Origin of the sequence: Roseiflexus castenholzii DSM 13941 (assembly GCF_000017805.1) — a bacterium.
Classification (GTDB): Bacteria; Chloroflexota; Chloroflexia; order Chloroflexales; family Roseiflexaceae; genus Roseiflexus; species Roseiflexus castenholzii.
On sequence record NC_009767.1, the window covers coordinates 2,966,841 to 2,990,563 of the forward strand.

A 23,723-nucleotide genomic window follows, 5' to 3' on the forward strand; every position below is an offset into this window, starting at 1 on the left:
CGTCATAAATCCTCGAAGATCGCCACAACACGCGTCCATCCGGCGCTGCCGCCGGTCAGTTTGACCGGAAAACATGCGACCTTGAATCCAAATGGGCGTGGCAGCGCGTCCAGATTGGCGAGTTTCTCAATATGGCAGTACTCCATGTCGCGCCCGACGCGGTGCGCCTCCCAAATCACCGAGGGGTCGCCGGTCTGCTGGTAACGCTCCTTCATTGCCCAGAATGGTTGATCCCATCCCCAGGCGTCGATACCCATGGTGCGGATGCCCTGTTCGATCAGCCAGCGGGTCGCAGCAGCGCTCATCCCGGCGCCAGCCGCGAAATACTCCGCCTGTCCCCACAGTTTGTCGGCGCCGGTCTGGATGAGCACAATATCGCCCGGTTTGAGGGTATACCCGATTGTATCGAGTGCTGCGCGCAGATCGTCGATCTCGATGAGACCGCCACGCGGCTTGTGACGCATATCGAGCACGACGCCATCGCCGTAGAACCATTCGAGCGGCATTTCGTCGATCGTGCGGGCGCGCGCGCCGCCGCACGTCGGGTAATAGTGCCATGGCGCATCAACGTGCGTGCCGGCATGGGCGCGAATCGTCACCTGATCGTTCGCCCATCCGTTGCCTTCCGGCAGGTCATCAACCGTTGCCCCGAAGAAACTCGCCATGAACGCTGCCGTCTGCTTATGGTCGATATGTTCGACCTGCACCGGCTCGACTTCGCTGGGACTCATCTCGGTCGGCACGCTGAGATCGAAGATTTTCATCGTATTCCTCCTCCGTGGGATCGGGTCTGAGACCGGACCCTGCGTTGAACGATGGACATCAATCCATCCGGCAGAAACATGATGACGCCGATCAGCAGCGCGCCGAACACGATCCGCGCCGTTTGCGGCGGCGCTTGTGTTGTCAGAACTTCGTTGACTGCCGAAAGGACAAGCGCGCCGACCAACGGTCCATACCATGTCAACCGACCGCCGAAGAGCGCCATCAGGACAATCGTTATTGAGATCGATGTTGCGAAGACGAATGAGGGATCGAGATAACTTTTATAGTAAGAATACACGCCCCCGACCAGACCCGTCAAGAATGCGCTGAGCATGAATGCCTGCAATTTGAGACGAGTTGCATCGACGCCGAGCGTCCCTGCCGCGTCCTCATCTTCGCGAATGGCGGCCAGCCCGATACCCATTTTCGTGCGCGCGATCTGTCGCAGCACTGCCGTCACAACGACCAGCAGCGCCAGCATGATTTCATAGAAGATGACATGGCTGGTGTAGATATCCACCTTCAGAAACGGCAGGAACAATCCGGTCGAACCCTGGGTGAACGGCAGATTGAGCGTGAGCGAATACATTGCCAGTCCAAGGATGAGGGTCACCAGGCTGAAGTATGGTCCCCGCAGGCGCAGGCAGGGATATCCGACCAGCGCCGCAAACAGCGCTGCAACTCCCCCCGCCAGTGGCAGCGTCAGGAAAGGCGACCAGCCGAAATAGAAGAGCAGGAGCGCTGTGGTGTAGGCGCCCAACCCAAAGAACGCCGCATGACCGAAACTCAGGTACCCGGCATAGCCGCCGATGATATTCCAGCTGCCTGCCAGTGCGCCGTACATGAAGATCGTGAGCAGAAAACTCAGGATATACGCGCTCGGAGCGGCAAGCGGAACGGCAGCAAACGCCAGCGCCAGCCCGACGCCGATTGCCACATCTGGCGATGTTAGAGTGAACGAACCTGCCAGAGCGCGCCGCATGGCTCACCTGCCCTACCGCTGCAACAAACCCTGCGGGCGCAGGAGCAGCAACACAATCAGCAATCCAAACAACACCAGATTGTTCCACGCCAGCGGAATGAAGACACTACTGGCGCCGATGATCAACCCGATGATCAAACCGGCGAGCGCCGACCCCAGAATACTGCCAACTCCGCCCAGAATGACCACCAGAAACACATACACCAGCCAGCTCAGATGTGAAGCGGGGTCGAAGGTGTAGAGCAACGACATCGCCACTCCGCCAACCGCCGCAGTGGCAACAGCCAGACCATAGGCGATGGTCGTCACCCGATCCAGATCGATCCCCGACAGCGCCGCGCCCATCGGTTGCTGCCAGACAGCGCGTACCGCCCTGCCCATGAACGTCCGTTCGGCGAACAGATAGAGTGCGCCAATCGTCAATCCTGCCAGACCGAATGCCACCAGGTGCGGCGCCTGCACAATGAGCGGACCAAGGGTGAAAGTGAGGCTGCTATACGCGGTCTTCAACACGCGCGGATCGGGCGTCCAGGCGAGTTGCATGCCGTTTTCCATCACCACGCCCAACCCGAAGGTCAGCACCATCGTCGCCAGCCCCAGATCGTGGGCGCGTCGCGCGGTTGCGCGGATTAGCAGCGTATGCATCGCCATGCCAAGCAGAAAGAATAGCGGCAGCATCACCGGCAGCGCCAGAAGCGGGTCGATCCCCCACCGGTTGAGCGACCAGTAGCCGAGGTAGGCGGCCAGCACGGCAAAGGCGCAATGTGCAACGTTGAGTACATGCGTGATGCCCCATGCCATGCTGAAACCGACACTCAATACTGCCAGTGCGCTGCCGATCAGCAGTCCGCTGGTCAATGACTGCACCAGTTCGTACCCCATTGCGGTCTACTTCCCCCACGCCGGTTTGGGATAGATCGGGTCTTTCGTGCGCACGTCGGGGGGCCAGATCAGTTCCACCTTCCCGTCGATCACCTGGGTCAGGTAATTGTACGGCGGCGGCAGACCGCGCTCGTCGAAGGTGAACGTTCCGGCGACGGTGGTCATCTGATTCGATTTCAGCCAGTCGCGGATGGCGGTCTGATCCAGGCTCTGCGCCCCTTCAACGCCGCGTTGCAATGCCTGCATCCAGGCGTAGCCGAAGATAAAATAGATCGGCGCAACCGGCGCTTCATACTTCGCTTTGGCGACGTCGTTCAGCCGGGAGATGCCCTCGAACGGCAGCGACGGGTGAACCGCCGTGCCGGAGAAGACGTAGTAGCCGTCCGTTCCCAATTCCTGCACCCAGGCGGGAATGATCGATCCGACCCCTTGCGCAATCAGTTTGGGATTATAGTCGAGCGCGCGCATCGCCTTCACAATCTGCACGCTATCGGGGAAGAAGCCGTTGGCAAAGAAGATGTCCGCTTCCGCTGCTTTTGCTTTCGTCACCAGCGGCGCTGCATCGGTCAGCGGCACGTCGTACCGTTCATTCACGACGATCTCAATCCCCAGCGCCTTCAATTTTTCGGGCATTGGCTCCAAAATGGCGCCGCCGACCGGATTGTTGATCGTGAAAATCGCGGCTTTTTTCGGACGTTCCGCTTCGGGCAGCGTTGCCAGCCAGCCGTACAACCCTTCGTACCACCACTGCCCCATCAGTGGCGGCGCGCCAAAGACGTAGGTGAACCCCTGTGAGAACGACGCCATATGCCCGCCCATCGAAACGTAGACCATCTGATTCTTCTCGGCGACTGCCATTTGCGCTGCGGCGGCTGTGCCGGGGTACCCGCCGCACAGCAGATCGACCTGATCGACGGTGATGATGCGGGTCAGCAGGTTGACGGCATTCTCGGTCTTGCTCTCGTCGTCGTAGATAATCAGTTCCACCGGACGACCGAGTAATCCTCCGGCGGCATTGACATCTTCAGCCCACTGTCGGTAGCCGCGCTCCACCCAAATGCCGGTATCGGCGAATGCGCCGGTCAACGGCAACGAACATCCGACCTTGATCGGCGCTCCCTGTGGTGCGGCGGGAGCGGTGGTCGGCGCCGGTGCGGCGGGAGCGGTGGTCGGCGCCGGTGCGGCGGGAGCGGTGGTCGGCGCCGGTGCGGCAGGCGCCTGACCACAGGCGCTCACTATGAGTGCCACAATCCAGACGAGCAGGACAGTCCAGAGCATCTGTTGGCGGGACGTGTGACCAGTCATACGTTGACCTCCTTCTGAAACTCCGTCGATGTCAGAGGGCTATGATTTGGTCTCGTGTGGGACCTTGAGGGTTGCAAGAACGCCTTCCAGTGTGCGCCGGAGATGTCCGCGCACCGCCTCCCCTGCTGCAACGATGTCTCCGGCGCGACAGGCGGCGAGGATCGTCTCGTGATCGATAATCGCCTGTTGCGCACGGTTTGGTAGATTGACATAAATCTGGCGGTAGCGCATTGAGCGGGTCGACAGACTCGAAATCAGGTCGAGCAGCAATGGTTGTTGCGCCGGTTCATAGAGCGCCAGGTGAAACTCCTGATTGATCTCCAGCGCTGTTGAGTATGCCCGGTCGTGGATCGACTGAACGAAACGCGCATTGATCTGACGGACATAATCGAGATGCGCCGGAGTAAAATGGGGCAGGGCTTTGTGAATTGCCAGTTCTTCCAGCACTTCACGGATGCTATAGATTTCGCGAAATTCGTCAACGGAGAGTTCGACGACAAACACGCCGCGCCGGGGTGAAATCTGCACCAACCCTTCGGCTTCGAGTTGCCGAAGGCACTCGCGCACCGGGATGATGCTCACGCCGAGTTCAGCGGCGATCGCCTGCTGATCAAGCCGCGAGTTCATCGGATATCGCCCGTTCAGTATATCGGCGCGCACGGTTTCGAGCACATACTGCGCAACTGTTGGCGGGCTGGCTTTATTGATTCGCACCGACGACACCTGACTGCTCCGGGCGTTGCTTCAGGGCATCCTGGAGGAGTGCGGAAATTTTTATAATTTCTAAATGATTATATCCGATCCTGTGGATGTGTCAAGCGATGTGTCGGTCATCTCGTGTATAATGCCCCTATCGAGAGAGCGCCACAGGAGGAAGCGTATGGACCTCCCGCCATTTCGGAATGAACCACCCACCGATTTCAACGATCCCGCCAATGTCGCCGCGATGGAGCAGGCGCTGGCGGATGTCCGCGCGCAGTTTGGGCGCGCTTATCCGATCATTATCGACGGTGAGCGCATCACCACCGGCGCGACGATTGCTTCCGTCAACCCAGCGCGTCCTTCAGAGGTCGTTGGGTATGCGGCGAGCGCCGATGTGACGCTAGCGCAACGCGCCATCGAAACGGCGCACCGCCGCTTCGCCGAATGGCGGCGCGTCCCGGTCGAGCAGCGCGTCGAACTGCTGTTGAAGGCGGCAGCCGCCATGCGCGCGCGTCGCTTCGAATTGAACGCCTGGATTATTTATGAGGTCAGCAAGAGTTGGGCGGAGGCGGATGCCGATGTTGCCGAGGCGATCGACTTCTGCGAGTTCTATGCGCGCGAAATGCTGCGCCTGAGCGAACCGCAACCGCTCTACCCCATCCCCGGCGAAGATGACCGCCTGACCTATATTCCGCTCGGCGCCGGGGTCGCCATTCCGCCGTGGAACTTCCCGCTCGCTATTATGGTCGGGCTGGTGACCGCGCCGGTCGTCGCCGGGAACACGATTGTGCTCAAGCCTGCCTCGACTTCGCCGATTATTGCGGCGAAGTTTATGGAGATCATGGAGGAGTGCGGCGTGCCTCCTGGCGTGGTCAATTATCTTCCCGGTCCCGGCAGCAGCGTCGGCGATACGCTGGTCGATCATCCGCTCACGCGCTTTATCGGTTTCACCGGATCGAAAGATGTTGGCATCCGCATCTTTGAGCGCGCCGCAAAGGTGCATCCCGGTCAGAAATGGCTCAAGCGCACCATTCTGGAGATGGGTGGCAAGGATACCATCATTGTGGACGAAACGGCGGACCTGGAAGCGGCTGCATCTGGGGTTGTCACTTCCGCATTCGGATTCCAGGGGCAGAAGTGCTCCGCCTGCTCGCGGGTCGTGGCGGTCGAGCCGGTCTACGATGAACTGCTCGACCGGGTGATCGAACTGACGGGCGGGTTGACGGTTGGCGATCCGGCGCAGCGCGGGACGTTCATGGGCGCGGTCATCGACGAACGTTCGCGCGAGAAGATTCGCTGGTATATCGAGGAAGGCGTGCGCGAAGGGGGACGGCTGGCGTTCAGCGGCGATGCACCGGGTGACGGGTTCTTTGTGCCGCCCACGATCATCGCCGATGTTGACCCCAATGCGCGCATTTCCCAGGAGGAAATCTTTGGTCCGGTGCTGGCATTTATCAAGGCGCGCGACTTCGATGAGGCGCTGGCGATTGCCAACAATACCGAGTACGGTCTGACCGGCGGGGTCTACTCGCGCTCGCGTGAGCGGTTGGAGCGTGCGCGCGACGAGTTCCACGTTGGCAATCTTTATTTCAACCGCAAGATCACCGGCGCGATGGTCGGCGCGCATCCGTTTGGCGGCTTCAACATGTCGGGCACCGACTCGAAGGCTGGCGGGCGCGATTATCTGCTCCTCTTCCTGCAAGCCAAGACGGTAGCCGAGAAACTGTGAGGCGCAAGGCGTGGGGCGAGGGGTTGACAGCAGCTGCCCATATTGAAGATGCCGCATTCGTGTCATTCCGCGCGCAGCGACTGGTCATTCCGCGCGCAGCGACTGGTCATTCCGCGCGCAGCAACTTGTCATTCCGAGCGCAGCAACTTGTCATTCCGAGCGCAGCAACTTGTCATTCCGAGCGCAGCAACTTGTCATTCCGAGCGCAGCGACTTGTCATTCCGAGCCCTTCGCTTCGCTCAGGGTAAACGCAGCGAGGAATCGAAGCGGGTCGCGCCAGACCCCTCGCGCTGCCCGGGGTGACCATGCCGGATGGTCACATTATTGGAGACAGGGTCGGGCGGGAAGGCCGCGCTTCAAGCGCACGAAGCGCCTGGAGGACACCAAGGCCCGCCTGACGGGATCGATATTCGTGTCATTCCGAGCCCTTCGCTTCGCTCAGGGTAAACTCAGCGCGGAATCTGAGCGGGTCGCGCCAGACCCCTCGCTCCGCTCGGGGTGACAATCGTTTCGGTCATCAGGACGCCCACATTTCTTGTTAAGGATATACGAGGCGACGCCATTAAACGCGTGACAATCGTTTCGGTCATCAGGACGCCCACATTTCCCCTTTTCCACGCGAGAGAAAGGGGCGGAGGGCAAGGATCAGCAAGGCATCCGGGTGCGGCAAACACCCCTCGTCCCTGAGAAACGCTTCGCGTGAAAGGGAACTTTCCGTCAGCGGGAAAGGACGTGGGGACGAATTCGACAAGTATGGAAGGTTATCCAATGCATACGCCTCCTCAACTCACCGAACTCAAAGCGCGTCTCCGCGAGATCGACGATCTGGAGATGGCGGCTGCGCTCCTGAACTGGGATCAGACGACCTACATGCCTCCCGGTGGCGCCGCGGCTCGCGGTCGCCAACTGGCGACACTGGGGCGCATTATTCACGAGAAGCGGATCGATCCGGCGATTGGGCGTTTGCTCGATGCGCTGCGCTCCTACGAAGAGTCGCTCCCGCCTGATTCGCCCGATGCTGCGCTCATTCGGGTGACGCGACGCGACTATGAGCGCGCGATGCGCGTTCCCGCCGCGTTCACTGCTGAACTCTACGAGCACACCGCTGCCAGTTACGATGTCTGGTCGCGTGCGCGTCCGGCGAACGACTTTATGGCGGTTTTGCCCTATCTGGAGCGCACCCTTGATCTCAGCCGCCGCTTTGCGGAGTTCTTTCCCGGCTATGAGCACATTGCCGATCCGCTGATCGATATGGCGGATTATGGCATGCGCGCAGCAACGATCAAACAGGTCTTCGCGGAACTCCGCCAGGGGTTGATCCCGCTGGTCGAACAGATCACCGTCCAGCCGCCGGTCGATGACTCTTGCCTGCGCCAGTTCTTCCCCGAAGCGCAACAGTGGGCGTTTGGCGTTGAAGTCATCACGGCATTGGGGTACGACTTCAGCCGTGGAAGGCAGGATAAGACGTTGCACCCGTTTATGACGAAGTTCTCGCTGAACGATGTGCGCATCACCACGCGAGTCGATGAATATGACCTCGGTTCGGCGCTCTTCAGCACCATCCACGAAGCCGGGCACGCAATGTACGAGCAGGGTATTGCGCAGGCATTCGAGGGTACGCCGCTCGCGTCTGGCACATCCGCCGGCATGCACGAGAGTCAGTCGCGTTTGTGGGAGAATATCGTTGGGCGCAGCCTCCCCTTCTGGGAGTATTTCTATCCGCGCCTCCAGGCGACTTTTCCCGATCAGTTGGGAAACGTGCCGCTTGAAACGTTCTATCGGGCGATTAACAAAGTGCAGCGCTCCCTCATCCGCACTGAAGCCGATGAAGTGACCTACAACCTGCACGTCATTCTGCGTTTCGACCTGGAACTGGCATTGCTCGAAGGAACGCTCGCCGTGCGCGACCTGCCCGAAGCCTGGCGTGAACGCTATCGCAGCGATCTTGGCGTGGCGCCGCCGGACGACCGCGACGGTGTGTTGCAAGATGTTCACTGGTACGGTGGTCTCATCGGCGGCGCGTTTCAGGGATATACACTGGGGAATATTATGAGCGTGCAACTGTTCGATGCCGCGCTGCGCGACCATCCCGACATCCCGCAGCAGATTGGCAGCGGCAGGTTCGACACGCTCCGCGAATGGATGCGCGAACATGTCTACCGTCATGGGCGCGCCCTCGACGCCGACGACATCCTGCGACGCGCCACCGGCAGATCACTCGATGTGCAGCCGTATCTGGCATACCTGTGGCGCAAATACGGATGACGTGTGACGTCGGGGCGCCCCCCCGTGGTTGCCTGATGACGGTTGCCCGATGGCGGTTGCTTTGTGTCATCCATACGTCAGGAGACGCCAATGCCCCTTCGCATCCTTGCTTTCGCCGGCGTGTGCCTGCTCCTCGCCGGCATCATTCCTGTCGTCAGGGCGCAGAACGACACCCACACCGTGTACCTGCCGCTTGTTGTCCGTGATGCACAGTATCGCACCGGCGAAGGAACCTACTACGCCGCCGACGGCACGGGCAACTGCATGTTCGACCCGTCGCCGCACGACCTGATGGTTGCGGCAATGAACCACATCGACTACGACAACGCAGCGCTCTGTGGCGCCTTTATCGAGGTCATCGGACCGAAGGGAAGCGTGACGGTGCGCATCGTCGACCGTTGCCCGGAGTGCGCCCGAGGCGATGTCGATATGAGTCCACAGGCATTCGAGCGGATCGCCGATCTATCCGCCGGGCGCGTCCCCATCCGCTGGCGCATCGTCAGCCCCAACCTCGCCGGACCCATTGCGTATCGCTTCAAGGAAGGCAGCAATCAGTGGTGGACGGCAGTGCAGATCCGCAATCACCGCAATCCTGTCGCGCGGTTCGAGTATTTGCGCGCCGACGGCCAGTGGCAAACCGTGCCACGCCAGATGTACAACTACTTCGTGGCGAGCAGCGGCATGGGACCGGGACCCTACACCTTTCGCGTCACTGACATGTACGGCAACGTGCTGACCGACACGGACATCCCCTTCGTTGAAGGCGGCGTGATCAACGGCGCAGCGCAGTTTCCGCCGCCCTGAATTTCCTCGTGTTCTTTGTGCACTTTGCAACAAAAAAGGAGTATAATATCGTTGATATTGGACAGAAATCGCTGATTCTGCGTCTCCGCGGCACAGAAATGGTCTCATAACGCATGGAACGCCATCATACATCCGGCCATGACGGCCTGTGGTTTGGGGGTGATCGAAGACCGCCACGTTGGGGCGACCTTCATCACCCTTTTGTATCGGCACGAGGCTGGCGCTTCGCTTGCCTCCCACCTTTGGAGAGCACCTATGATACAAATGCCCGACACTGAAATCCAGCCACGTCCGCTTGATCGCCCGGCATCCGAACCTATCGTGAACGACTTTTCGATCGTCGCAGCGACGGTCAACGGTTCGGGCAGCCAGACGGCGAACAATGTGCTGATGCGCGCCATCTTCAAGATGGGTGTGCCGGTCAGCGGCAAGAACCTCTTTCCATCGAACATTCAAGGGCTGCCGACCTGGTTCACCATTCGCGTCAGCAAAGATGGCTACACAGCCCGGCGTGAGACGACCGAAATCCTGGTTGCCTTCAATCAGCGCACTGCCGATGAGGACCTGGCATCGCTCGTTCCCGGCGGCGTCTGCGTTCATCCGAACGATATTACTTTCACCAATCCGCGTTCCGATGTTTCGTTCTATCCGCTGCCGGTGCGCGACCTGGTCAAACAATCCGGTGTGGATGCAAAACTGCGTGATTACATCGCCAATATGGTCTATGTCGGCGCTTTGGCGGAACTGCTGAGCATCGACATGAACGAGATCAAAGCGGCGCTCGAACGCCATTTCAAAGGCAAAGCCAAACCGGTCAGTCTGAATTATGGCGTTGTAGTTGCGGCTGCCGAATGGGTGCGCGCCAACCTGCCGAAGACCGATCGGTTCCAGGTAGCGCCGATGGACAAAACGCAAGGTCTGATCCTGGTCGATGGGAATACTGCCGCAGCATTCGGCGCACTGATGGGGGGAATGACCGTGTGCGCCTGGTACCCGATCACTCCCTCGACTAGCCTGGTTGATGCCATGACCGAACTAGCGCCAATCCTGCGCGCCGATCCTGAGACGAATACAACGACCTATGCCATTATCCAGACGGAGGACGAAATCGCGGCTGCCGGGATCGTGGTCGGTGCGGGATGGGCAGGCGCGCGCGCGATGACCGCCACCTCCGGTCCGGGTCTATCGCTTATGAATGAGTTCGTGAGCCTGGCATACTTTGCCGAGGTTCCCTGTGTCATCTGGGATGTGCAGCGCATGGGACCGAGCACCGGTCTGCCGACCCGCACCTCGCAGGGCGATGTTCTGTCTGCCTACTACATGGGGCATGGCGATACCCATCATGTCATCCTGTTCCCCGGCAGCATGATCGAGTGCTTCGAGTTTGGCTATCTGGCGTTCGACCTGGCGGAGCGCTTGCAGACTCCGGTGTTGGTGTTGAGCGATCTCGATCTGGGTATGAACAACTGGATGTCCGAGCCGTTCACCTATCCCGATAGACCGCTTGACCGCGGCAAGGTGCTGAGCGCTGATGAGTTGGAGAAATTCAAGGATTGGGGACGCTACAAGGATATCGACGGCGATGGGATCCCCTATCGCACGTTGCCGGGCAATCCCAACCCGCGCGCGGCATACCTGGCGCGTGGCACCGGGCACAATGAATACGCGATCTATAGCGAACGCCCACAGGACTGGCAGAGAAATCTGGATCGCCTGACGCGCAAGCACAACACGGCGCGCACCCTTGTGCCAAAGCCGGTGGTGCAGGAAGCCGAAGACGCAACCATCGGAATTGTCGCCTATGGCTCGACCGACCCGGCGGTGCGCGAGGCATGCGATATGCTGCGCGCACGGGGTATTACGGCAAGTTATTTGCGCATTCGCGCGCTGCCGCTGGAAGCGACACTGACCGACTTCCTGGCGAAGTATGAGCGGGTGTATGTCGTGGAATTAAACCAGGATGGTCAGATGGCGCAACTGGTGCAGTTGCACGCGCCGGAGTACGCAGCGCGCATTCGCCCGATCCATATCTGCAATGGTTTGCCGATGAGCGCACAATTCGTGGTGGACTCGATTGTGAGCGCCGAGCATCCCGTAACGTGATAGTTATGCGGGGTATAATGCCAATGACGATTGAAGAAGCCGCATGCGTGTCATTCCGAGCCCTTCGCTTCGCTCAGGGTAAACGCAGCGCGGAATCTGCGCTGGTCGCGCACGCCCCCTCGCGCTGCTCGGGGTGACCATGCCGGATGGTCACAGGTCATTGGTATAACCCCTGCCCTCAGCAGTGGAGTCGGGATGGGTGGAAACCGGCAAACGCGGAGGAGCGTTACCTGCGTGGCGTCGCCTGGTTCAAAAATCTGAATATTGCCATAGGAGAACATAGGAGAGGAATCCATGACGGTCGAAACCAAAACCAACGGCAAGCCGAATGTCAATAGAATCGGACTGACAAGCCAGGATTATCGCGGCGGAGAGACGACACTCTGCCAGGGGTGCGGGCACAACTCGATCACGAGCCAGATTATCGCCGCAGCCTTCGAGTTGTCGCTTGCGCCGCATCAGGTCATCAAGATGAGCGGGATTGGCTGCTCGTCCAAGACGCCTGCCTATTTCATGAGTCGCTCGCACGGCTTCAACACGCTCCACGGGCGCATGCCCTCCGTGACGACCGGCGCTGTGCTGGCGAATCGCACCCTGCTGGCAATCGGCATCAGCGGCGACGGCGACACCGGCAGCATCGGGTTGGGGCAGTTCAAACATATGGTGCGCCGTAATGTGCCGGTGGTCTATATCGTCGAAAACAACGGCGTCTACGGGTTGACGAAGGGGCAGTTCTCGGCAACCGCCGATGTCGGTCAGACGCTAAAGTACGCCGGAACGAATGTCCTGCCGCCGATCGACATCTGTATCGAGGCGCTGGCTGCCGATTGCGGCTTCGTTGCGCGCTCCTTCGCCGGTGATGCAAAGCAGGTGCGCGAATTGCTCAAGGCGGCGATGTCGTTCCACGGCACGGCAGTGATCGATATTATCAGCCCATGTGTGACGTTCAACAACCACCACGACTCGACCAAAAGCTACGATTACGGCAAAGCCCACGAAGAGCGTCTTCAGGATATTCAGTTCATCCCGCGCTTCGATGAGGTCCACGTCGAGTACGAGGAAGGCGGTGAACGCTACGTTCAGTTGCACGATGGTCCTATGATCAAACTGCGTAAACTGGGGCGCGATTACGATCCAACGAACCGGTGGCAGGCGATTGAACTCCTGGAACGGGCGCGCCAGAACCACGAGTTTATTACCGGGCTGCTCTACATCAATACGCAGCGTCAGACGCTGCACGAAGTCATGCACCTGACCGATACGCCGCTTGCGTACCTGCCGGAAGACCGGTTGCGCCCATCGCGCGAACGTTTCGAGCAGGCGATGCAGGAGTTCGTGTAATATTTGTGTAAGAGCGGAGGAGCGGGTCTCAGACCCGCGCCTCCGGGCGTCACAACATATTGACAATCTTCAATATGTATGCTACTCTCTCTGGGGAGAGAAAACGATATGGCGCTTCATGATCTGATTGAGCGAGAGCGTGGAACCCGCTGCTGCGCTGATGGCGCCGCTCCTTCGTTGAGTCTGGCAGAGGCGCAACAGGTGAGTGATGACTTTCAGATTCTCGGGCACCCGGTGCGCCTCCTGATCCTGGATGTGCTGGCGCGACATGCCGGGAAGGTGTGTGTGTGCGATCTCGAAGCGGCTGTGCCGGTCAAGCAACCGACGGTTTCGCACCACCTGCGCCTGTTGCGCGAAGCCGGTCTGGTCGATGCCGAGCGCCACGGTCCGTGGATGTACTACTTCATTCGTCATGAGGCGCTGGAAGCGTTGCGTGCCCGTATAACGCGCATGCTGGCGTTGGTGGACGCATGATTTTTTTAGCCATCATATCGATGATCATCAATACGATGGCAGCGATAAGCGCCTGTTGCAATGGGACGCCTCTGGCGCTCGTCCGACGACCGGACGAATTGTACCAATGACCTGTGACCATCCGGCATGGTCACCCTGAGCAGCGCGAGGGGTCGTGCGCGACTCGCTTCGATTCCTCGCTGCGCGCGGCATGACCCGTCGCTGCGCGCGGCATGACAAGCGTGCGGCTGCTTCAATCGTCATTGGTATTGGAGGGAGAACGTGCTATGAACATCACACCGTTCACGCCTGATGACTGGCTCTTGCTGCTCGATCTGCTCAAGCGTGTGGGGTTGCCGCGCGATGGGCTGGAAGCGCATCGGGAATGCACGCTTGTGATTCGTGATGGTCCGACGATCATCGGATGCGCTGCAATCGAGTGCTACGGCGGCGCCGGGTTGCTCCGTTCGGTGGCAGTTGATGCGGCGCATCGCGGGCGTGGCGTCGGCGAGGCGTTGGTGCGCGCAGCCATCGAATTGGCGCAGCGGCGAGGCTTGCACACCCTCTATCTGCTGACGACCAGTGCAGCAGACTATTTTGCGCGTTTCGGCTTTCGCGCCGTATCGAGAGATGATGTTGCTCTTGCGGTGCGACAATCGGTGGAGTTCAATGATGTGTGTCCGGCAAGTGCGGTTGTAATGCAACTCGATGTGCAGGCAGGAGAGAGCCTCGATGACTCATCACTTCTCATCATCGGAAACGATCAAAGACCAGGTGCGTGATCACTACGCCCAGCGCATTCAATCCGGCACGTGTTGTGGTCCGTCGTCTGGATGGTGTGACAACAGCACACCGACCGAGATTGCGCTCTACGGCGCCGAGACGGTTGCAGCATTGCCCCAGGGGTTGACCTCGTTTGGCTGTGGCAACCCGGTTGCGCTGGCATCGCTGCGCATGGGCGAGGTGGTGCTCGACCTGGGATCGGGCGGCGGGCTTGACGTGCTCCTGGCAGCGCAGCGTGTCGGCGCCACGGGGTATGTCTACGGTCTCGACATGACCGATGAGATGCTGTCAGTGGCGCGTCGCAATGCGGAAAGGGCAGAAGCGACCAATGTCGAGTTCCTCAAGGGTGATATCGAGCGCATTCCGCTCCCCTCGAATACGGTCGATGTCATCATTTCCAATTGCGTGATCAATCTCACGCCGGACAAAGCGCTCGCCCTGGGCGAAGCGTTCCGTGTCCTCAAACCGGGCGGACGGCTGGCGATTTCCGATATTGTGATCGATGGCGATCTGAGCCGGTTTCCCGTCACCGAGGGACAGATCCGCGCGGCGCTGAGTTGGACGGGGTGCATCGCCGGCGCATTGACGATAGAGGAGTATCGTACATTGCTCAGCGATGCCGGATTTACCGATAGTGCCGTGACGGTACAGCACCGTTACACAATCGACGATTTACCTTCCGATGCGCCTCTCGATCTGGCAACGATCCCGGCGGATGTGCTGAATGGTCTGGCAGGATGTTTTACGAGCAGCGCAATCACCGCGCGAAAGCCGGAGTGACGACTCCGCACTCTTTCGCTCACCATGCTTGCCCGTCCATTGCCGACTGCGAGTGACGTTGGCTTCGACAGGTTCAGCCAACGTGGTTGGCGCGGAACACCGTGCTAATCCCCGCCGTCGCCAAATGCGACAACCACCGGTGCGCCAGCCGCGCGTCGTGGCAGCGCCACCGAGATGACCCCGGCTGCCAGCACAAAGGCGACGGCGAACCAGAGGCACCCGACCAATCCCCAAATCTGGTAGACGGCGCCGGAGAGCACGGTGCCCGCCAGTCGTCCCATGGCGTTCGCCATGTAGTAGAACCCGACCCCCATTGCCGCTTTGTCGCTCTCTGTATAAGCAAGGATGAGGTAGGAGTGCACCGATGAGTTCATGGCGAAGATGATGCCGAACGCGATCAATCCGGCGACGACGACCAGTGCCGGATCGACGCCGCCAGCGAGCGCCACTGCGATGCCGGCCGGGAACGTCGCTAGCACGAACGCCAGCCACATCGCTGTCTGTCCATCCGGGACGCTGCCATGCGCAATACCCGCTTCATCGACCTTCATCCGGCGTTTGATGACTTCCGGCGCTGATGCCTGCACAAACCCGTAGCCGATGACCCAAATCGCCAGGAACCCACCGACCTGCCAGAAATTCCATCCCAGCGCCGTGTAGAGGAAGACCGGCAGACCAACGACGAACCAGACATCGCGGGAAGCGAACAGAAAGATGCGCGCCGCCGCCAGAACATTGACGGCGCGATTGTGCGAGAACATCTGGCGGAACTTCGCCTTCTTGTTCGCCTTGCCAAGATCGCCGCGCATCAGGGTCGCCGTGACGATCAGCGCCGTGATGACCAGCCCCGCCAGGATGAAGATTGCGACGCGGAACCCGACCAGGTAGAGTAACAGGCCGCCAACGAAGAACCCAACGCCTTTCAGCGCATTCTTCGAGCCGGTCAGGATCGCCACCCATTTGAAAAGCGTGGATTGTGCATCTTCGGCGACAATCAGTTTGACAGCGCTCTTGCTGCTCATTTTTGTCAGGTCTTTGGCAATGCCGGAGAGCGCCTGTGCAGCCATGACATAAGGCACGGTGAGCCAGGCGGAGTCGGGGAGCGCCAGCATGCTCAGCGCCACGAACTGAACGCCGAGACCGGAGAAGAGGGTGCTCTTCAGGCCCATGCGCGCCGCCAGATAGCCGCCGAATAGATTCGTGACGATGCCGAAGATTTCGTAGAACAGGAACAGCATCGCCACCTGAAATGGCGAATAGCCAAGCTGGTAGAAGTAGAACAGCACCAGCATACGGATTGCGCCATCGGTGATTGTATCCGCCCAATAAGCGCCGGTCACCAGGATATAGTTGCGTAGATCGTTCGATGTCGTTCGCGGCGCTGCAATATCTGCGGTTGCCACGGTTCCTCCTTATCACGCTGACTTCTGGACAGGCGGACGTCCAACGCTCACGTAAGCGCCAGCGCCACCTTCCGCGCCAGTTCGACGTACCGGTTTGCGTAGCCCCATTCGTTGTCGTACCAGGCGAAAATCTTCACCTGTGTGCCATTTGTGACCATTGTCGAAGGTCCGTCGATGATCGCCGAGCGTGGATCGTCCTTGAAATCGACCGAGACGAGCGGACGATGTTCATACCCCAGGATGCCCGCCAGCGGACCATCGGCGGCGGCGCGGAGCAGCGCATTCACCTCGGCGACGGTCGTCGGGCGCTGCACCTCGAAGACACAATCGGTGAGCGACGCATTCAGCAATGGCACCCGCACGGCGATGCCATCGAGTTTTCCGAGCAATTCAGGGAAGATCAACCCGATGGCGGTTGCCGAGCCGGTCGTTGTTGGAATCAGCGACAGACTGGACGCGCGCGCCCGGCGCAGGTCTTTGTGGGGTGTATCGAGAATGCTCTGGGTGTTGGTCATATCGTGAATGGTCGTAATCATTCCATGCACAATCCCGATCCCCTCGTGGATGACCTTAACGACCGGCGCCAGACAGTTGGTAGTACAGGACGCGGCGGTGAGGATATGGTGTTCGTCAGGGTTGTACCAGTGGTCGTTCACACCCATGACAATATTGAGCGCGCCCTCTTTGACAGGCGCGGCGACGATCACCTTGCGCACACCCGCATCGAAATACGCCTGCAACGTCTCACGGGTGCGGAACTTGCCGGTGGCTTCGAGCACAATGTCGACCCCGGCGGCGCGCCAGGGAACGGCGCCCGGCTCCTTCACGCTGCTGTAGCCAATTGGCACACCATCGACGATCAGGCGCCCGTTTTCGGCCTGAATATCGCGCTGCCAGCGCCCGTGAACCGAGTCGAACTCCAGCAGGTGCGCAGCGGTTTCGACCGGACCGCCGATCTCGTTGATGTGCGCGACAGAGATGTCGGGCCAGCCCCACATGGCGCGCAACGCCAGGCGTCCGATCCGTCCAAATCCGTTGATGCCAATTCGCACACTCATACGACTTCTCCCGTTTTCTCCTCACACAATCAACGTCTGACCGATTGGGTGTTCTGGCCACGCTCAATCAATATCTGGAGGTACCGAATACGATTTGCCAGTTGTGTGGCAGCCTGGTGGAAGGCGCGACGCTGTTCCGTCTCGTCCTCAACGGTTGTCGGATCGGGAATGCTCCAGTGAATGGACTCCTTCAAGCCCGGAAAGACGGGACACGTCTCGCGTGCGCGGTCACAAACCGTAATGACATAATCGAAGTGTTGACCGATGAACTCCTCGTAGTGCTTGGATCGCTGGTTGCGAATGTCGATGCGCATCGCCTCCATCGTCTCGACTGCCAGAGGATGCACCGGACCGGGCTCGCTGCCGGCGCTGAACACCTCAATCGAGCCGTGACTGAAAGCGCGCATCAGCCCTTCCGCCATTTGCGAGCGCGCGCTGTTGTGCGTGCAGAGAAACAGAACGCGCGCTTTGGGGCGCGGAGCGCTCTCCTCTTCGATCCCGGCGATAGCCTGCGCAAGCGCTGGATGGATCGTTCCGCCTGCCTGCGCATATCGCTGCTGCAATCGTTCCAGATCGAGGTGGTAGTAACGTTCGCCGCCAGCATCGCTGGGGCGCGAGGTGATGAGTCCGGCAGACTCCAGGTCGGCGAGCGCGGCAGCGATGGTTTCGAGTGGCTGTTTGAGAGCATTGCTCAGTTCGGTTGGGCGCTCATCGCTCCGCGCCAGGCGCACAAGAATGGCGCAGCGCGTCGGGTCGGCGAGTACACGGAAGAAGGCGACCGCGTCGTGTATCGTCATGTCCATCATGCTCCTTCTCCTTCCCATCAGTTTGGATTGATCGAAATCGTTGGCAGTAAGCCGAGCAATCCTTCGACGCGCAGCCGCAGCTCATCGCGCGCCGCGCGGAACGCCGCCAATCGTTCGGACTCACTGCCAGACACAGCGACCGGATCGGGGATGCTCCAGTGCAGACACAACGGCGCATCCAGCGTTGCACTACACTCTTCGCGCGCCAGATCGCAGACTGTCACCACCACGGCCGGCGCCGGCTCAATGACATCGGCGATACGTTTGGCGCGCTGATAGCCGATATCGATGCCTGCTTCCGCCATGACCTGAATTGCCAGCGGCTGCACACTGGCCGGCGCCGTGCCTGCACTGCGCGTGATAATCCGACCGCCGCTCAGGTGGCGCAGCCAGGCTTCAGCGATCTGCGAGCGGGCGCTGTTGCGGGTGCAAATGAACAGCACCGGACCATCCATGGACGACGGCGGCGCTGCGCGTGTCGGAAGCGCCAGAGCGCTGCTGATCGATTGGATCTGTCGTTGAAGCGCCGCAAGGTCGAGCGCATAGTAGAGCACCCGTCCATCGGCATCGCTCCGGTGCGCGCGCACCAGCCCCGCCTGACGCAGGACGCCAAGATGGTACGATACCAGGTTCTGTGGCAGATCGAGACGTTCACAAAGTTCGCCGACCTGCCGGTCGCTCCAGCGCAGTTCGCCGATCAGCCGCCAGCGCGTCTCGTCGCCGAGCAGACGCAATGCCTCCGGCATTGGTGAGGGTGGGATAGGGTGTTGATGAGCAAGAGTCATTGCTGGTCTTGTCGTTCGGGCACATTCTCCTTGAAGTATAGCAGAGGCTTCTAAAAATATCAATAGGAATTGATACTTTGTGAGTGATACCAATGACCTGTGCACATCCGGCATTGTTACCCCGAGCAGCGCGAGGGGTCGTGCGCGACCCGCGCCGATTCCTCGCTGCGTTTACCCTGAGCGAAGCGAAGGGCTCGGAATGACCAGCATGCAGCATCTTCAATCGTCATTAGTATGATGCACCGATGAGCATAGCAGGCAAGCATGGCGGGGAGCGCGCGCAGAGGTTCGGTCCGTCCGTCAACCCTCCGCCTGCGGGGGGCAGGGGGCGGGCGCCGCGCGCGGGTGCGTCCCGCAGCGGGTATGCCGATGTGCGCGGTCCTTGCGAGACCGGCGCAGCCGGTCGAAGCAATCCCCTTTACCCCCTGCCCCGCTCCCCCCTGCGAGGGGCAGGCTCATTCCGCATTCATCATTTATCATTCCCCGTCACCCCCTGCCCCGCTTCCGCCTGCGGGGGGCAGGGGGCTGGCGCCGCGCGCGGGTGCGTCCCGCAGTGGGTATGCCGATGTGCGCGGTCATTGCGCGACCGGCGCAGCCGGTCGAAGCGATCCCCGTCACCCCCTGCCCCGCTCCCGCCTGCGGGGGGCGGGGGGGGGGCGGGCGCCGCGCGCGGGTGCGTCCCACAGTGGGCGCGGCGGGGAGCGCGCAGGGGTTTGGTCCGTCCTTAAAGCCTTGTCGGGACGGGTATCGATGCATGTCTGGCGCACATGCCGGGAATACGGCGGCAACGACCGTTGTCCTGTGAGTAGCCCCCCTGGCGATGCCGACCATACCCACAGGCGCCGGGCAACCGGCAACACCGACCCCTCACGTCGCGCGCCTACGGTTGCAACTTCGCAAGGGCATGGCCGAGATGCGCCGCAATGAGAAACACCGACCCCTCACGCCGCGCGCCTACGGTTGCAACACCGCCACTTCAAAGTGCATCCCATCGAGCCGGGGAAAATGCCCGCCCCAGTAGAACCCGAAGTGTCGTGCAATCGCTGCGAGTTCGCGCACCGACCCATGCTGCCCGACCAGTGCGGGAACAGCATTCAATCCGTTGAGGTTTGTCGCCGGATCGTAGTTGATGTCGAAGGCTGTGCCAAATGCGTGATTGCTCAGGCTGTTGGCGGTATCGTCCTTGCGCCCGCGGATGAAACGCGGACTGTACGACCCATTCCAGATAAGCACACGGTCGAGCAATCCCGCCTCTTCCCACGCTTTCCATAGCCGCAGCAACTGATTGACTGCCAGACGGTGCCAGCGGACTGACCCATTGGCGGGCGCACCGCGAATGTTGCGCCCGATCAATTGCGGTATCTGGACGGTTACAATGTTCTCCTGTTCCCATGTTCCCAGGATGCGGATGCCATCCCGGTCACGGCTTGGATCGGGTGTGAATTCATACGCGCCGAACAGCGCCTGTCGCTGGGCTGCTGTCACGAGCGGCTTAAAATCCGGGGGCGGGGGCCAGTTCGGGCTACTGCGGTCGCCAGGCGGCATCGGGAAGCCGCCAACCGGCGCCGTCACCGCGCGGGTGACGACAGGTTCAACAACCGGCGGCGGTGAAGACGGTTTCGGTTGCCACTGTTCGACCTGCGGCGGACGCGCCAGTTGACTCTGGCGCCTGATCGGTCCATTGCCGATGCGATAGAGCGTATCGAGCGCAAAGACCTGGATGGCGATCATCGTTCCCTGGAACGCCTTCTGGCAGACGTCGGTCAGCGGCGCGCCAATCCTGGCGGCAACCGCCGCCTGATGGAAAGGCGATGACGAATCATACGCCACCCTGCTGGCTTTGTACGTTTCAGCCCAGAGGTGTTCGTGCAACGGACTGGCCGGCGTTTCGCTCAACCGGCGCACATCGTTCCAGTTCGTCTTTGCTTCTGGGTCGGCGATCGGGGTGTAGAGCGTATCGCCGCAGAAGACCTGCACCGAGTACTGCTGCCCCGCGACCGTGATCCGGTAACTGCCGCTCAGCGGCGGACCCAACTGCTGTTCTGCCGCAAGGCGATGAAATGCCCAACCCGGATTGAACTGCGTGTTCCCGTTCTTTGATGCGCTTGTGGCAATGCCGGCGGCGAAGCCCGATTTCAGCAACTCGAAGGCCAGCGTTTCGGGCGCCGGAAAGGCGCCGGCGATCAGGGCGCTCAGGGTCTGCACCTCAGCCCATCGTTCTCCCTCGTTGAAGACTGTGTCGCGTGCGAAGTGCTGATAGTTGTACTGGCGCCCGTTGACCGTCAGCCAGGCGGATCGCGGCGAAGCGGGCGCGATTGGCGCGCCGAAGCCGTGCCTTGCGGCGTGCAGGTGAAACGCAGCGCCGATATTGAAGCCGCCGGCGCGACCTGCTGTTTCGTTCTGCAGGAACAGCCAGAGCGCCCGTTGTTGTTCCGGTGTGTCATCGAGCGTCAGCAGCCCAAGGAGCGCCGAGGGCGGCGCTTCCGGCATGGGAGGCAGCGTGAACGGAGTGAGCGCGCCGTATGCGGCGCCAGCCCGCGGCGGCGACCAGGAGAGCAGCGCCGCTTCTGCCAACAGGTCGTAACGATGCTGAATATCCAGCGTCAGGGTGCGCAGCGCAATCACCTGAGCGGATGGGAGGGCGACGCGCGGCGCGCCCTCGATGGCGACGCCGATGCTGATCCGGTCAATGTTGCGCACGCGATCCAGTTTTGCCAGACCGCTGTGGCGCGCCGCGCGCGCTTCGTCAACCAATTGCGTGATCGTGCCATCAGCGGCGACGTGGTAGTGAGGTGCGCGGGTGTTGGCGCGCGCCGTGAAGCGTGCAATCGCCTGTTCGGCGGGAAGCGGCGTGTGGTGGAAGATGATCATCGTCACAGCGGCGCCGCGCCGCGACTCGCTGGCGGAAGGCGGCGCTGTGCGCCGCTGAATGATCGGGTGTTCGCTCATTGGCGTGCCTGTCGCTCTATCCATGCTTGCCTCGCTCGTCAATTGTATCACGGCAATCGCTGGATGGCACTACCCTCAACTTTCCTGCTGCCGTCTGCATCAGGGTGCAGTTGCGATGCCACAGCACTGCGCGCGATCGTCCCACCTTCAACCTTCAACCGACATTTTCCACCGCGCATTGACCCCGGCGCCCCACACGTCGCTCCATACCGGCGCCGTCGGAGGTTGCCAGAGATCGACAATGTCGCGCGCTGTCAGCAGTTGACCGAATGTGGTTGGAATGAACGTCACGCGACGCAGGCGCCGACTGGGAATAGCCAGCGGCAGCCGCAGCAACGGACCCAGCGCGAAACGGTAGTACCGCATGGCGGCGCGCGGGTGACGCGGCTCGTCGGGGATCAGTTCGTAGCGGTACGCCAGGTCAACGCTGCGTACCGCTGCGATGGAGCGTACCGCCCAGCGTTCGGCGCCGAACGCTGCCGTCTGGTAGAACGCCAGATACCCGACAGTGAGCGACACGCGCGTCCGATCAACCGGTATACGGTACCATCCTTCGGTGCGAATGCGCTCGAAATCCGTCGGGTGCGTCACCACGCAGACGAGCACCGGCGTTGCGGTGGGAATGTCATCGAGCGACAGGTCGCTCAGGTGATCAGGATGCATCTCACTCCCCCATCTGGACGGGGCGCCGCCCCCGTCGTCGTCAGGGCAGGTCTCAGACCTGCCCTGACGATACCCCTGCCCTGTTAGGTCTGCGACTTGCCCCTGCTGCTTCTGCCGCGACGATGCCCCGCCACGTTCACCTCACCAGCGCGGCGCACTCTGGCGCATAGCGGCGCAGATCGTCGCGTAACCGCAGCAGTGCCAGATCGCCAGCCTTGGCTTCGAGCATCACATCGAATGGCGGCAGCCCGCGCGCCGCCGTGAGAAATGCGGCAAACTCGAACGGGTTGATAAAATCGCTGTGTTGACCGGGGCGCGGCGCCATCACCTGTGGCGCTCCCCGCGTCGTCGGCTTGAGGTGCGCCTCGGTGCGCTGCGTGCTGAAATGCGCCTCTGGACGCACGCCGGGCGACCACGTCGCTAGCGCAAGCCCCAATGCCTCACTCAGCCCGATCCGCTCCGGGTTGCGCAACTGAAAGTGTAACGCATCAAAGATGACCGGCATGCCGGTGAAACGGTGCAGACGCAACGCCGCAAATAACCCGAAACGCTCGCCATCGTGCTCGACCGCCACACGTCGCTGCGCTGCGGGTGACAGCCGCTCGAAACGCGCGGCGAATCGCTCGATGGCTGCCGCGCTGTCGTTCCCCTCGCCGCCGATGTGCAGGACAATGACGCTCTCTCGACCGGCGCCAAGCGCGTCGAGCAGCAGCGTGAGCGACTCGATGGATGCCAGTGCGCGCGCTGCCGCCGCGTCGTCGGCAATGCCAGGCGCGACCCCCGGTGATGGGTGCATACTGAGCCGGATTGCCATGGTCTGAATAGATGACCGAACCTCGTCGATCATGGCAGCAGCGCCGGCGATCTGATCGGCTGCGGAACCGCCGTCCGCCTCTGGCGCCAACAGATCATCGGGGAGCCGATAGAAACGAATGTGATGCGCCTGGAGATAGCGGAGCGCCTCGATAACCCAGAGCAGGCGTATGCTCAGGTGGACGCCTGCGGCGGATTGATGTACGCCAGCCTGAAAGAGCCGGTTGCACCCCAGGATTTTGCTGATGCCCAACGCCATCATCGCTGCATTCCTACACGTTTTCGTTTATTATATCCGTTTCCGTGTGGATGTCAAGTGTCTTGACGCCGGATTGTCCCGCTGGTATACTCC

Annotated in this window: 20 protein-coding genes; 8 read left to right on the forward strand and 12 right to left on the reverse strand. The window is 61.0% G+C overall.

Annotated elements, in window-relative coordinates; genetic code table 11:
• Positions 1-2 precede the first annotated feature (2 nt).
• Genes RCAS_RS11860 through RCAS_RS11880 form a run of 5 tightly spaced genes read right to left on the reverse strand, consistent with a single transcriptional unit; the run spans position 3 to position 4,657 of the window.
• Positions 3-764 carry a cyclase family protein gene (locus RCAS_RS11860; RefSeq protein ID WP_012120807.1) on the reverse strand — a complete coding sequence of 254 codons (762 nt, stop codon included), beginning with the start codon at positions 762-764 and terminating at the stop codon, positions 3-5.
• Positions 761-1,747: a branched-chain amino acid ABC transporter permease gene (locus tag RCAS_RS11865; RefSeq protein WP_012120808.1), complete on the reverse strand. Its 987-nt coding sequence runs from the start codon at positions 1,745-1,747 to the stop codon at positions 761-763. The genes RCAS_RS11860 and RCAS_RS11865 overlap by 4 nt, the downstream gene beginning before the upstream one ends.
• Before the next feature lie 12 nt (positions 1,748-1,759).
• Positions 1,760-2,629, reverse strand: a complete 870-nt coding sequence (locus RCAS_RS11870) for a branched-chain amino acid ABC transporter permease (protein ID WP_012120809.1) — start codon at positions 2,627-2,629, stop codon at positions 1,760-1,762.
• Between the two features lie 6 nt (positions 2,630-2,635).
• Positions 2,636-3,934, reverse strand: a complete 1,299-nt coding sequence (locus RCAS_RS11875) for an amino acid ABC transporter substrate-binding protein (RefSeq protein ID WP_012120810.1) — start codon at positions 3,932-3,934, stop codon at positions 2,636-2,638.
• A gap of 39 nt (positions 3,935-3,973) precedes the next feature.
• The gene (locus RCAS_RS11880) at positions 3,974-4,657 is read right to left on the reverse strand and encodes a GntR family transcriptional regulator (protein ID WP_198135922.1); all 684 of its coding nucleotides are present in this window, start codon (positions 4,655-4,657) and stop codon (positions 3,974-3,976) included.
• Positions 4,658-4,814: 157 nt separating this feature from the next.
• Here RCAS_RS11880 and pruA point away from each other — a divergent pair, with 157 nt between their 5' ends.
• From pruA to arsM, 8 genes are all read left to right on the forward strand, one after another.
• Entirely contained in the window at positions 4,815-6,365 is a 1,551-nt protein-coding gene (pruA, locus tag RCAS_RS11885; RefSeq protein ID WP_012120812.1) for an L-glutamate gamma-semialdehyde dehydrogenase, read from the forward strand.
• Positions 6,366-7,133: 768 nt separating this feature from the next.
• Entirely contained in the window at positions 7,134-8,630 is a 1,497-nt protein-coding gene (locus RCAS_RS11890; RefSeq protein ID WP_012120813.1) for a carboxypeptidase M32, read from the forward strand.
• A 90-nt stretch (positions 8,631-8,720) separates the two neighbouring features.
• On the forward strand, positions 8,721-9,434 hold the full coding sequence (locus RCAS_RS11895) for an expansin EXLX1 family cellulose-binding protein (protein WP_012120814.1): 714 nt from the start codon (positions 8,721-8,723) through the stop codon (positions 9,432-9,434).
• Between the two features lie 255 nt (positions 9,435-9,689).
• On the forward strand, positions 9,690-11,537 hold the full coding sequence (locus RCAS_RS11900; protein ID WP_012120815.1) for a 2-oxoacid:acceptor oxidoreductase subunit alpha: 1,848 nt from the start codon (positions 9,690-9,692) through the stop codon (positions 11,535-11,537).
• A gap of 294 nt (positions 11,538-11,831) precedes the next feature.
• Positions 11,832-12,878 (forward strand): 2-oxoacid:ferredoxin oxidoreductase subunit beta, encoded by a 1,047-nt coding sequence (locus RCAS_RS11905; RefSeq protein ID WP_012120816.1) that lies wholly within the window; start codon positions 11,832-11,834, stop codon positions 12,876-12,878.
• Positions 12,879-12,986: 108 nt separating this feature from the next.
• Positions 12,987-13,352: an ArsR/SmtB family transcription factor gene (locus tag RCAS_RS11910; protein WP_012120817.1), complete on the forward strand. Its 366-nt coding sequence runs from the start codon at positions 12,987-12,989 to the stop codon at positions 13,350-13,352.
• Positions 13,353-13,618: 266 nt separating this feature from the next.
• The gene (gene arsN2 / locus RCAS_RS11915) at positions 13,619-14,113 is read left to right on the forward strand and encodes an arsenic resistance N-acetyltransferase ArsN2 (protein ID WP_012120818.1); all 495 of its coding nucleotides are present in this window, start codon (positions 13,619-13,621) and stop codon (positions 14,111-14,113) included.
• Positions 14,064-14,894 carry an arsenite methyltransferase gene (gene arsM / locus RCAS_RS11920; RefSeq protein ID WP_012120819.1) on the forward strand — a complete coding sequence of 277 codons (831 nt, stop codon included), beginning with the start codon at positions 14,064-14,066 and terminating at the stop codon, positions 14,892-14,894. Before arsN2 ends, arsM begins: the two co-directional genes overlap by 50 nt.
• A gap of 104 nt (positions 14,895-14,998) precedes the next feature.
• Here the strand turns inward: arsM and arsJ are convergent, their stop codons facing one another.
• The 7 genes from arsJ to RCAS_RS11955 form a co-directional block, all read right to left on the reverse strand.
• Positions 14,999-16,297, reverse strand: a complete 1,299-nt coding sequence (gene arsJ, locus RCAS_RS11925) for an organoarsenical effux MFS transporter ArsJ (protein WP_012120820.1) — start codon at positions 16,295-16,297, stop codon at positions 14,999-15,001.
• A 47-nt stretch (positions 16,298-16,344) separates the two neighbouring features.
• Positions 16,345-17,355, reverse strand: a complete 1,011-nt coding sequence (locus RCAS_RS11930; protein ID WP_012120821.1) for an ArsJ-associated glyceraldehyde-3-phosphate dehydrogenase — start codon at positions 17,353-17,355, stop codon at positions 16,345-16,347.
• Between the two features lie 29 nt (positions 17,356-17,384).
• Positions 17,385-18,152 (reverse strand): arsenate reductase/protein-tyrosine-phosphatase family protein, encoded by a 768-nt coding sequence (locus RCAS_RS11935; RefSeq protein WP_232280000.1) that lies wholly within the window; start codon positions 18,150-18,152, stop codon positions 17,385-17,387.
• A gap of 26 nt (positions 18,153-18,178) precedes the next feature.
• A complete protein-coding gene (locus RCAS_RS11940) occupies positions 18,179-18,946 on the reverse strand; it encodes a metalloregulator ArsR/SmtB family transcription factor (protein ID WP_012120823.1) in 768 nt (255 codons plus the stop codon).
• 954 nt (positions 18,947-19,900) lie between these two features.
• On the reverse strand, positions 19,901-21,919 hold the full coding sequence (locus RCAS_RS11945; RefSeq protein ID WP_012120824.1) for an N-acetylmuramoyl-L-alanine amidase: 2,019 nt from the start codon (positions 21,917-21,919) through the stop codon (positions 19,901-19,903).
• Between the two features lie 123 nt (positions 21,920-22,042).
• On the reverse strand, positions 22,043-22,558 hold the full coding sequence (locus tag RCAS_RS11950) for a hypothetical protein (RefSeq protein ID WP_012120825.1): 516 nt from the start codon (positions 22,556-22,558) through the stop codon (positions 22,043-22,045).
• A 136-nt stretch (positions 22,559-22,694) separates the two neighbouring features.
• Positions 22,695-23,633, reverse strand: a complete 939-nt coding sequence (locus tag RCAS_RS11955) for an apurinic/apyrimidinic endonuclease family protein (protein WP_012120826.1) — start codon at positions 23,631-23,633, stop codon at positions 22,695-22,697.
• Positions 23,634-23,723 lie beyond the last annotated feature (90 nt).

Bases quoted from the DNA above. Each gene is read 5' to 3' on its own strand.
- RCAS_RS11860 (WP_012120807.1), bottom strand. From the start codon at position 764: ATGAAAATCTTCGATCTCAGCGTGCCGACCGAGATGAGTCCCAGCGAA.
- RCAS_RS11865 (WP_012120808.1), bottom strand. From the start codon at position 1,747: ATGCGGCGCGCTCTGGCAGGTTCGTTCACTCTAACATCGCCAGATGTG.
- RCAS_RS11870 (WP_012120809.1), bottom strand. From the start codon at position 2,629: ATGGGGTACGAACTGGTGCAGTCATTGACCAGCGGACTGCTGATCGGC.
- RCAS_RS11875 (WP_012120810.1), bottom strand. From the start codon at position 3,934: ATGACTGGTCACACGTCCCGCCAACAGATGCTCTGGACTGTCCTGCTC.
- pruA (WP_012120812.1), top strand. From the start codon at position 4,815: ATGGACCTCCCGCCATTTCGGAATGAACCACCCACCGATTTCAACGAT.
- RCAS_RS11890 (WP_012120813.1), top strand. From the start codon at position 7,134: ATGCATACGCCTCCTCAACTCACCGAACTCAAAGCGCGTCTCCGCGAG.
- RCAS_RS11895 (WP_012120814.1), top strand. From the start codon at position 8,721: ATGCCCCTTCGCATCCTTGCTTTCGCCGGCGTGTGCCTGCTCCTCGCC.
- RCAS_RS11900 (WP_012120815.1), top strand. From the start codon at position 9,690: ATGATACAAATGCCCGACACTGAAATCCAGCCACGTCCGCTTGATCGC.
- RCAS_RS11905 (WP_012120816.1), top strand. From the start codon at position 11,832: ATGACGGTCGAAACCAAAACCAACGGCAAGCCGAATGTCAATAGAATC.
- RCAS_RS11910 (WP_012120817.1), top strand. From the start codon at position 12,987: ATGGCGCTTCATGATCTGATTGAGCGAGAGCGTGGAACCCGCTGCTGC.
- arsN2 (WP_012120818.1), top strand. From the start codon at position 13,619: ATGAACATCACACCGTTCACGCCTGATGACTGGCTCTTGCTGCTCGAT.
- arsM (WP_012120819.1), top strand. From the start codon at position 14,064: ATGACTCATCACTTCTCATCATCGGAAACGATCAAAGACCAGGTGCGT.
- RCAS_RS11930 (WP_012120821.1), bottom strand. From the start codon at position 17,355: ATGAGTGTGCGAATTGGCATCAACGGATTTGGACGGATCGGACGCCTG.
- RCAS_RS11935 (WP_232280000.1), bottom strand. From the start codon at position 18,152: ATGACGATACACGACGCGGTCGCCTTCTTCCGTGTACTCGCCGACCCG.
- RCAS_RS11940 (WP_012120823.1), bottom strand. From the start codon at position 18,946: ATGACTCTTGCTCATCAACACCCTATCCCACCCTCACCAATGCCGGAG.
- RCAS_RS11945 (WP_012120824.1), bottom strand. From the start codon at position 21,919: ATGGATAGAGCGACAGGCACGCCAATGAGCGAACACCCGATCATTCAG.
- RCAS_RS11950 (WP_012120825.1), bottom strand. From the start codon at position 22,558: ATGCATCCTGATCACCTGAGCGACCTGTCGCTCGATGACATTCCCACC.
- RCAS_RS11955 (WP_012120826.1), bottom strand. From the start codon at position 23,633: ATGATGGCGTTGGGCATCAGCAAAATCCTGGGGTGCAACCGGCTCTTT.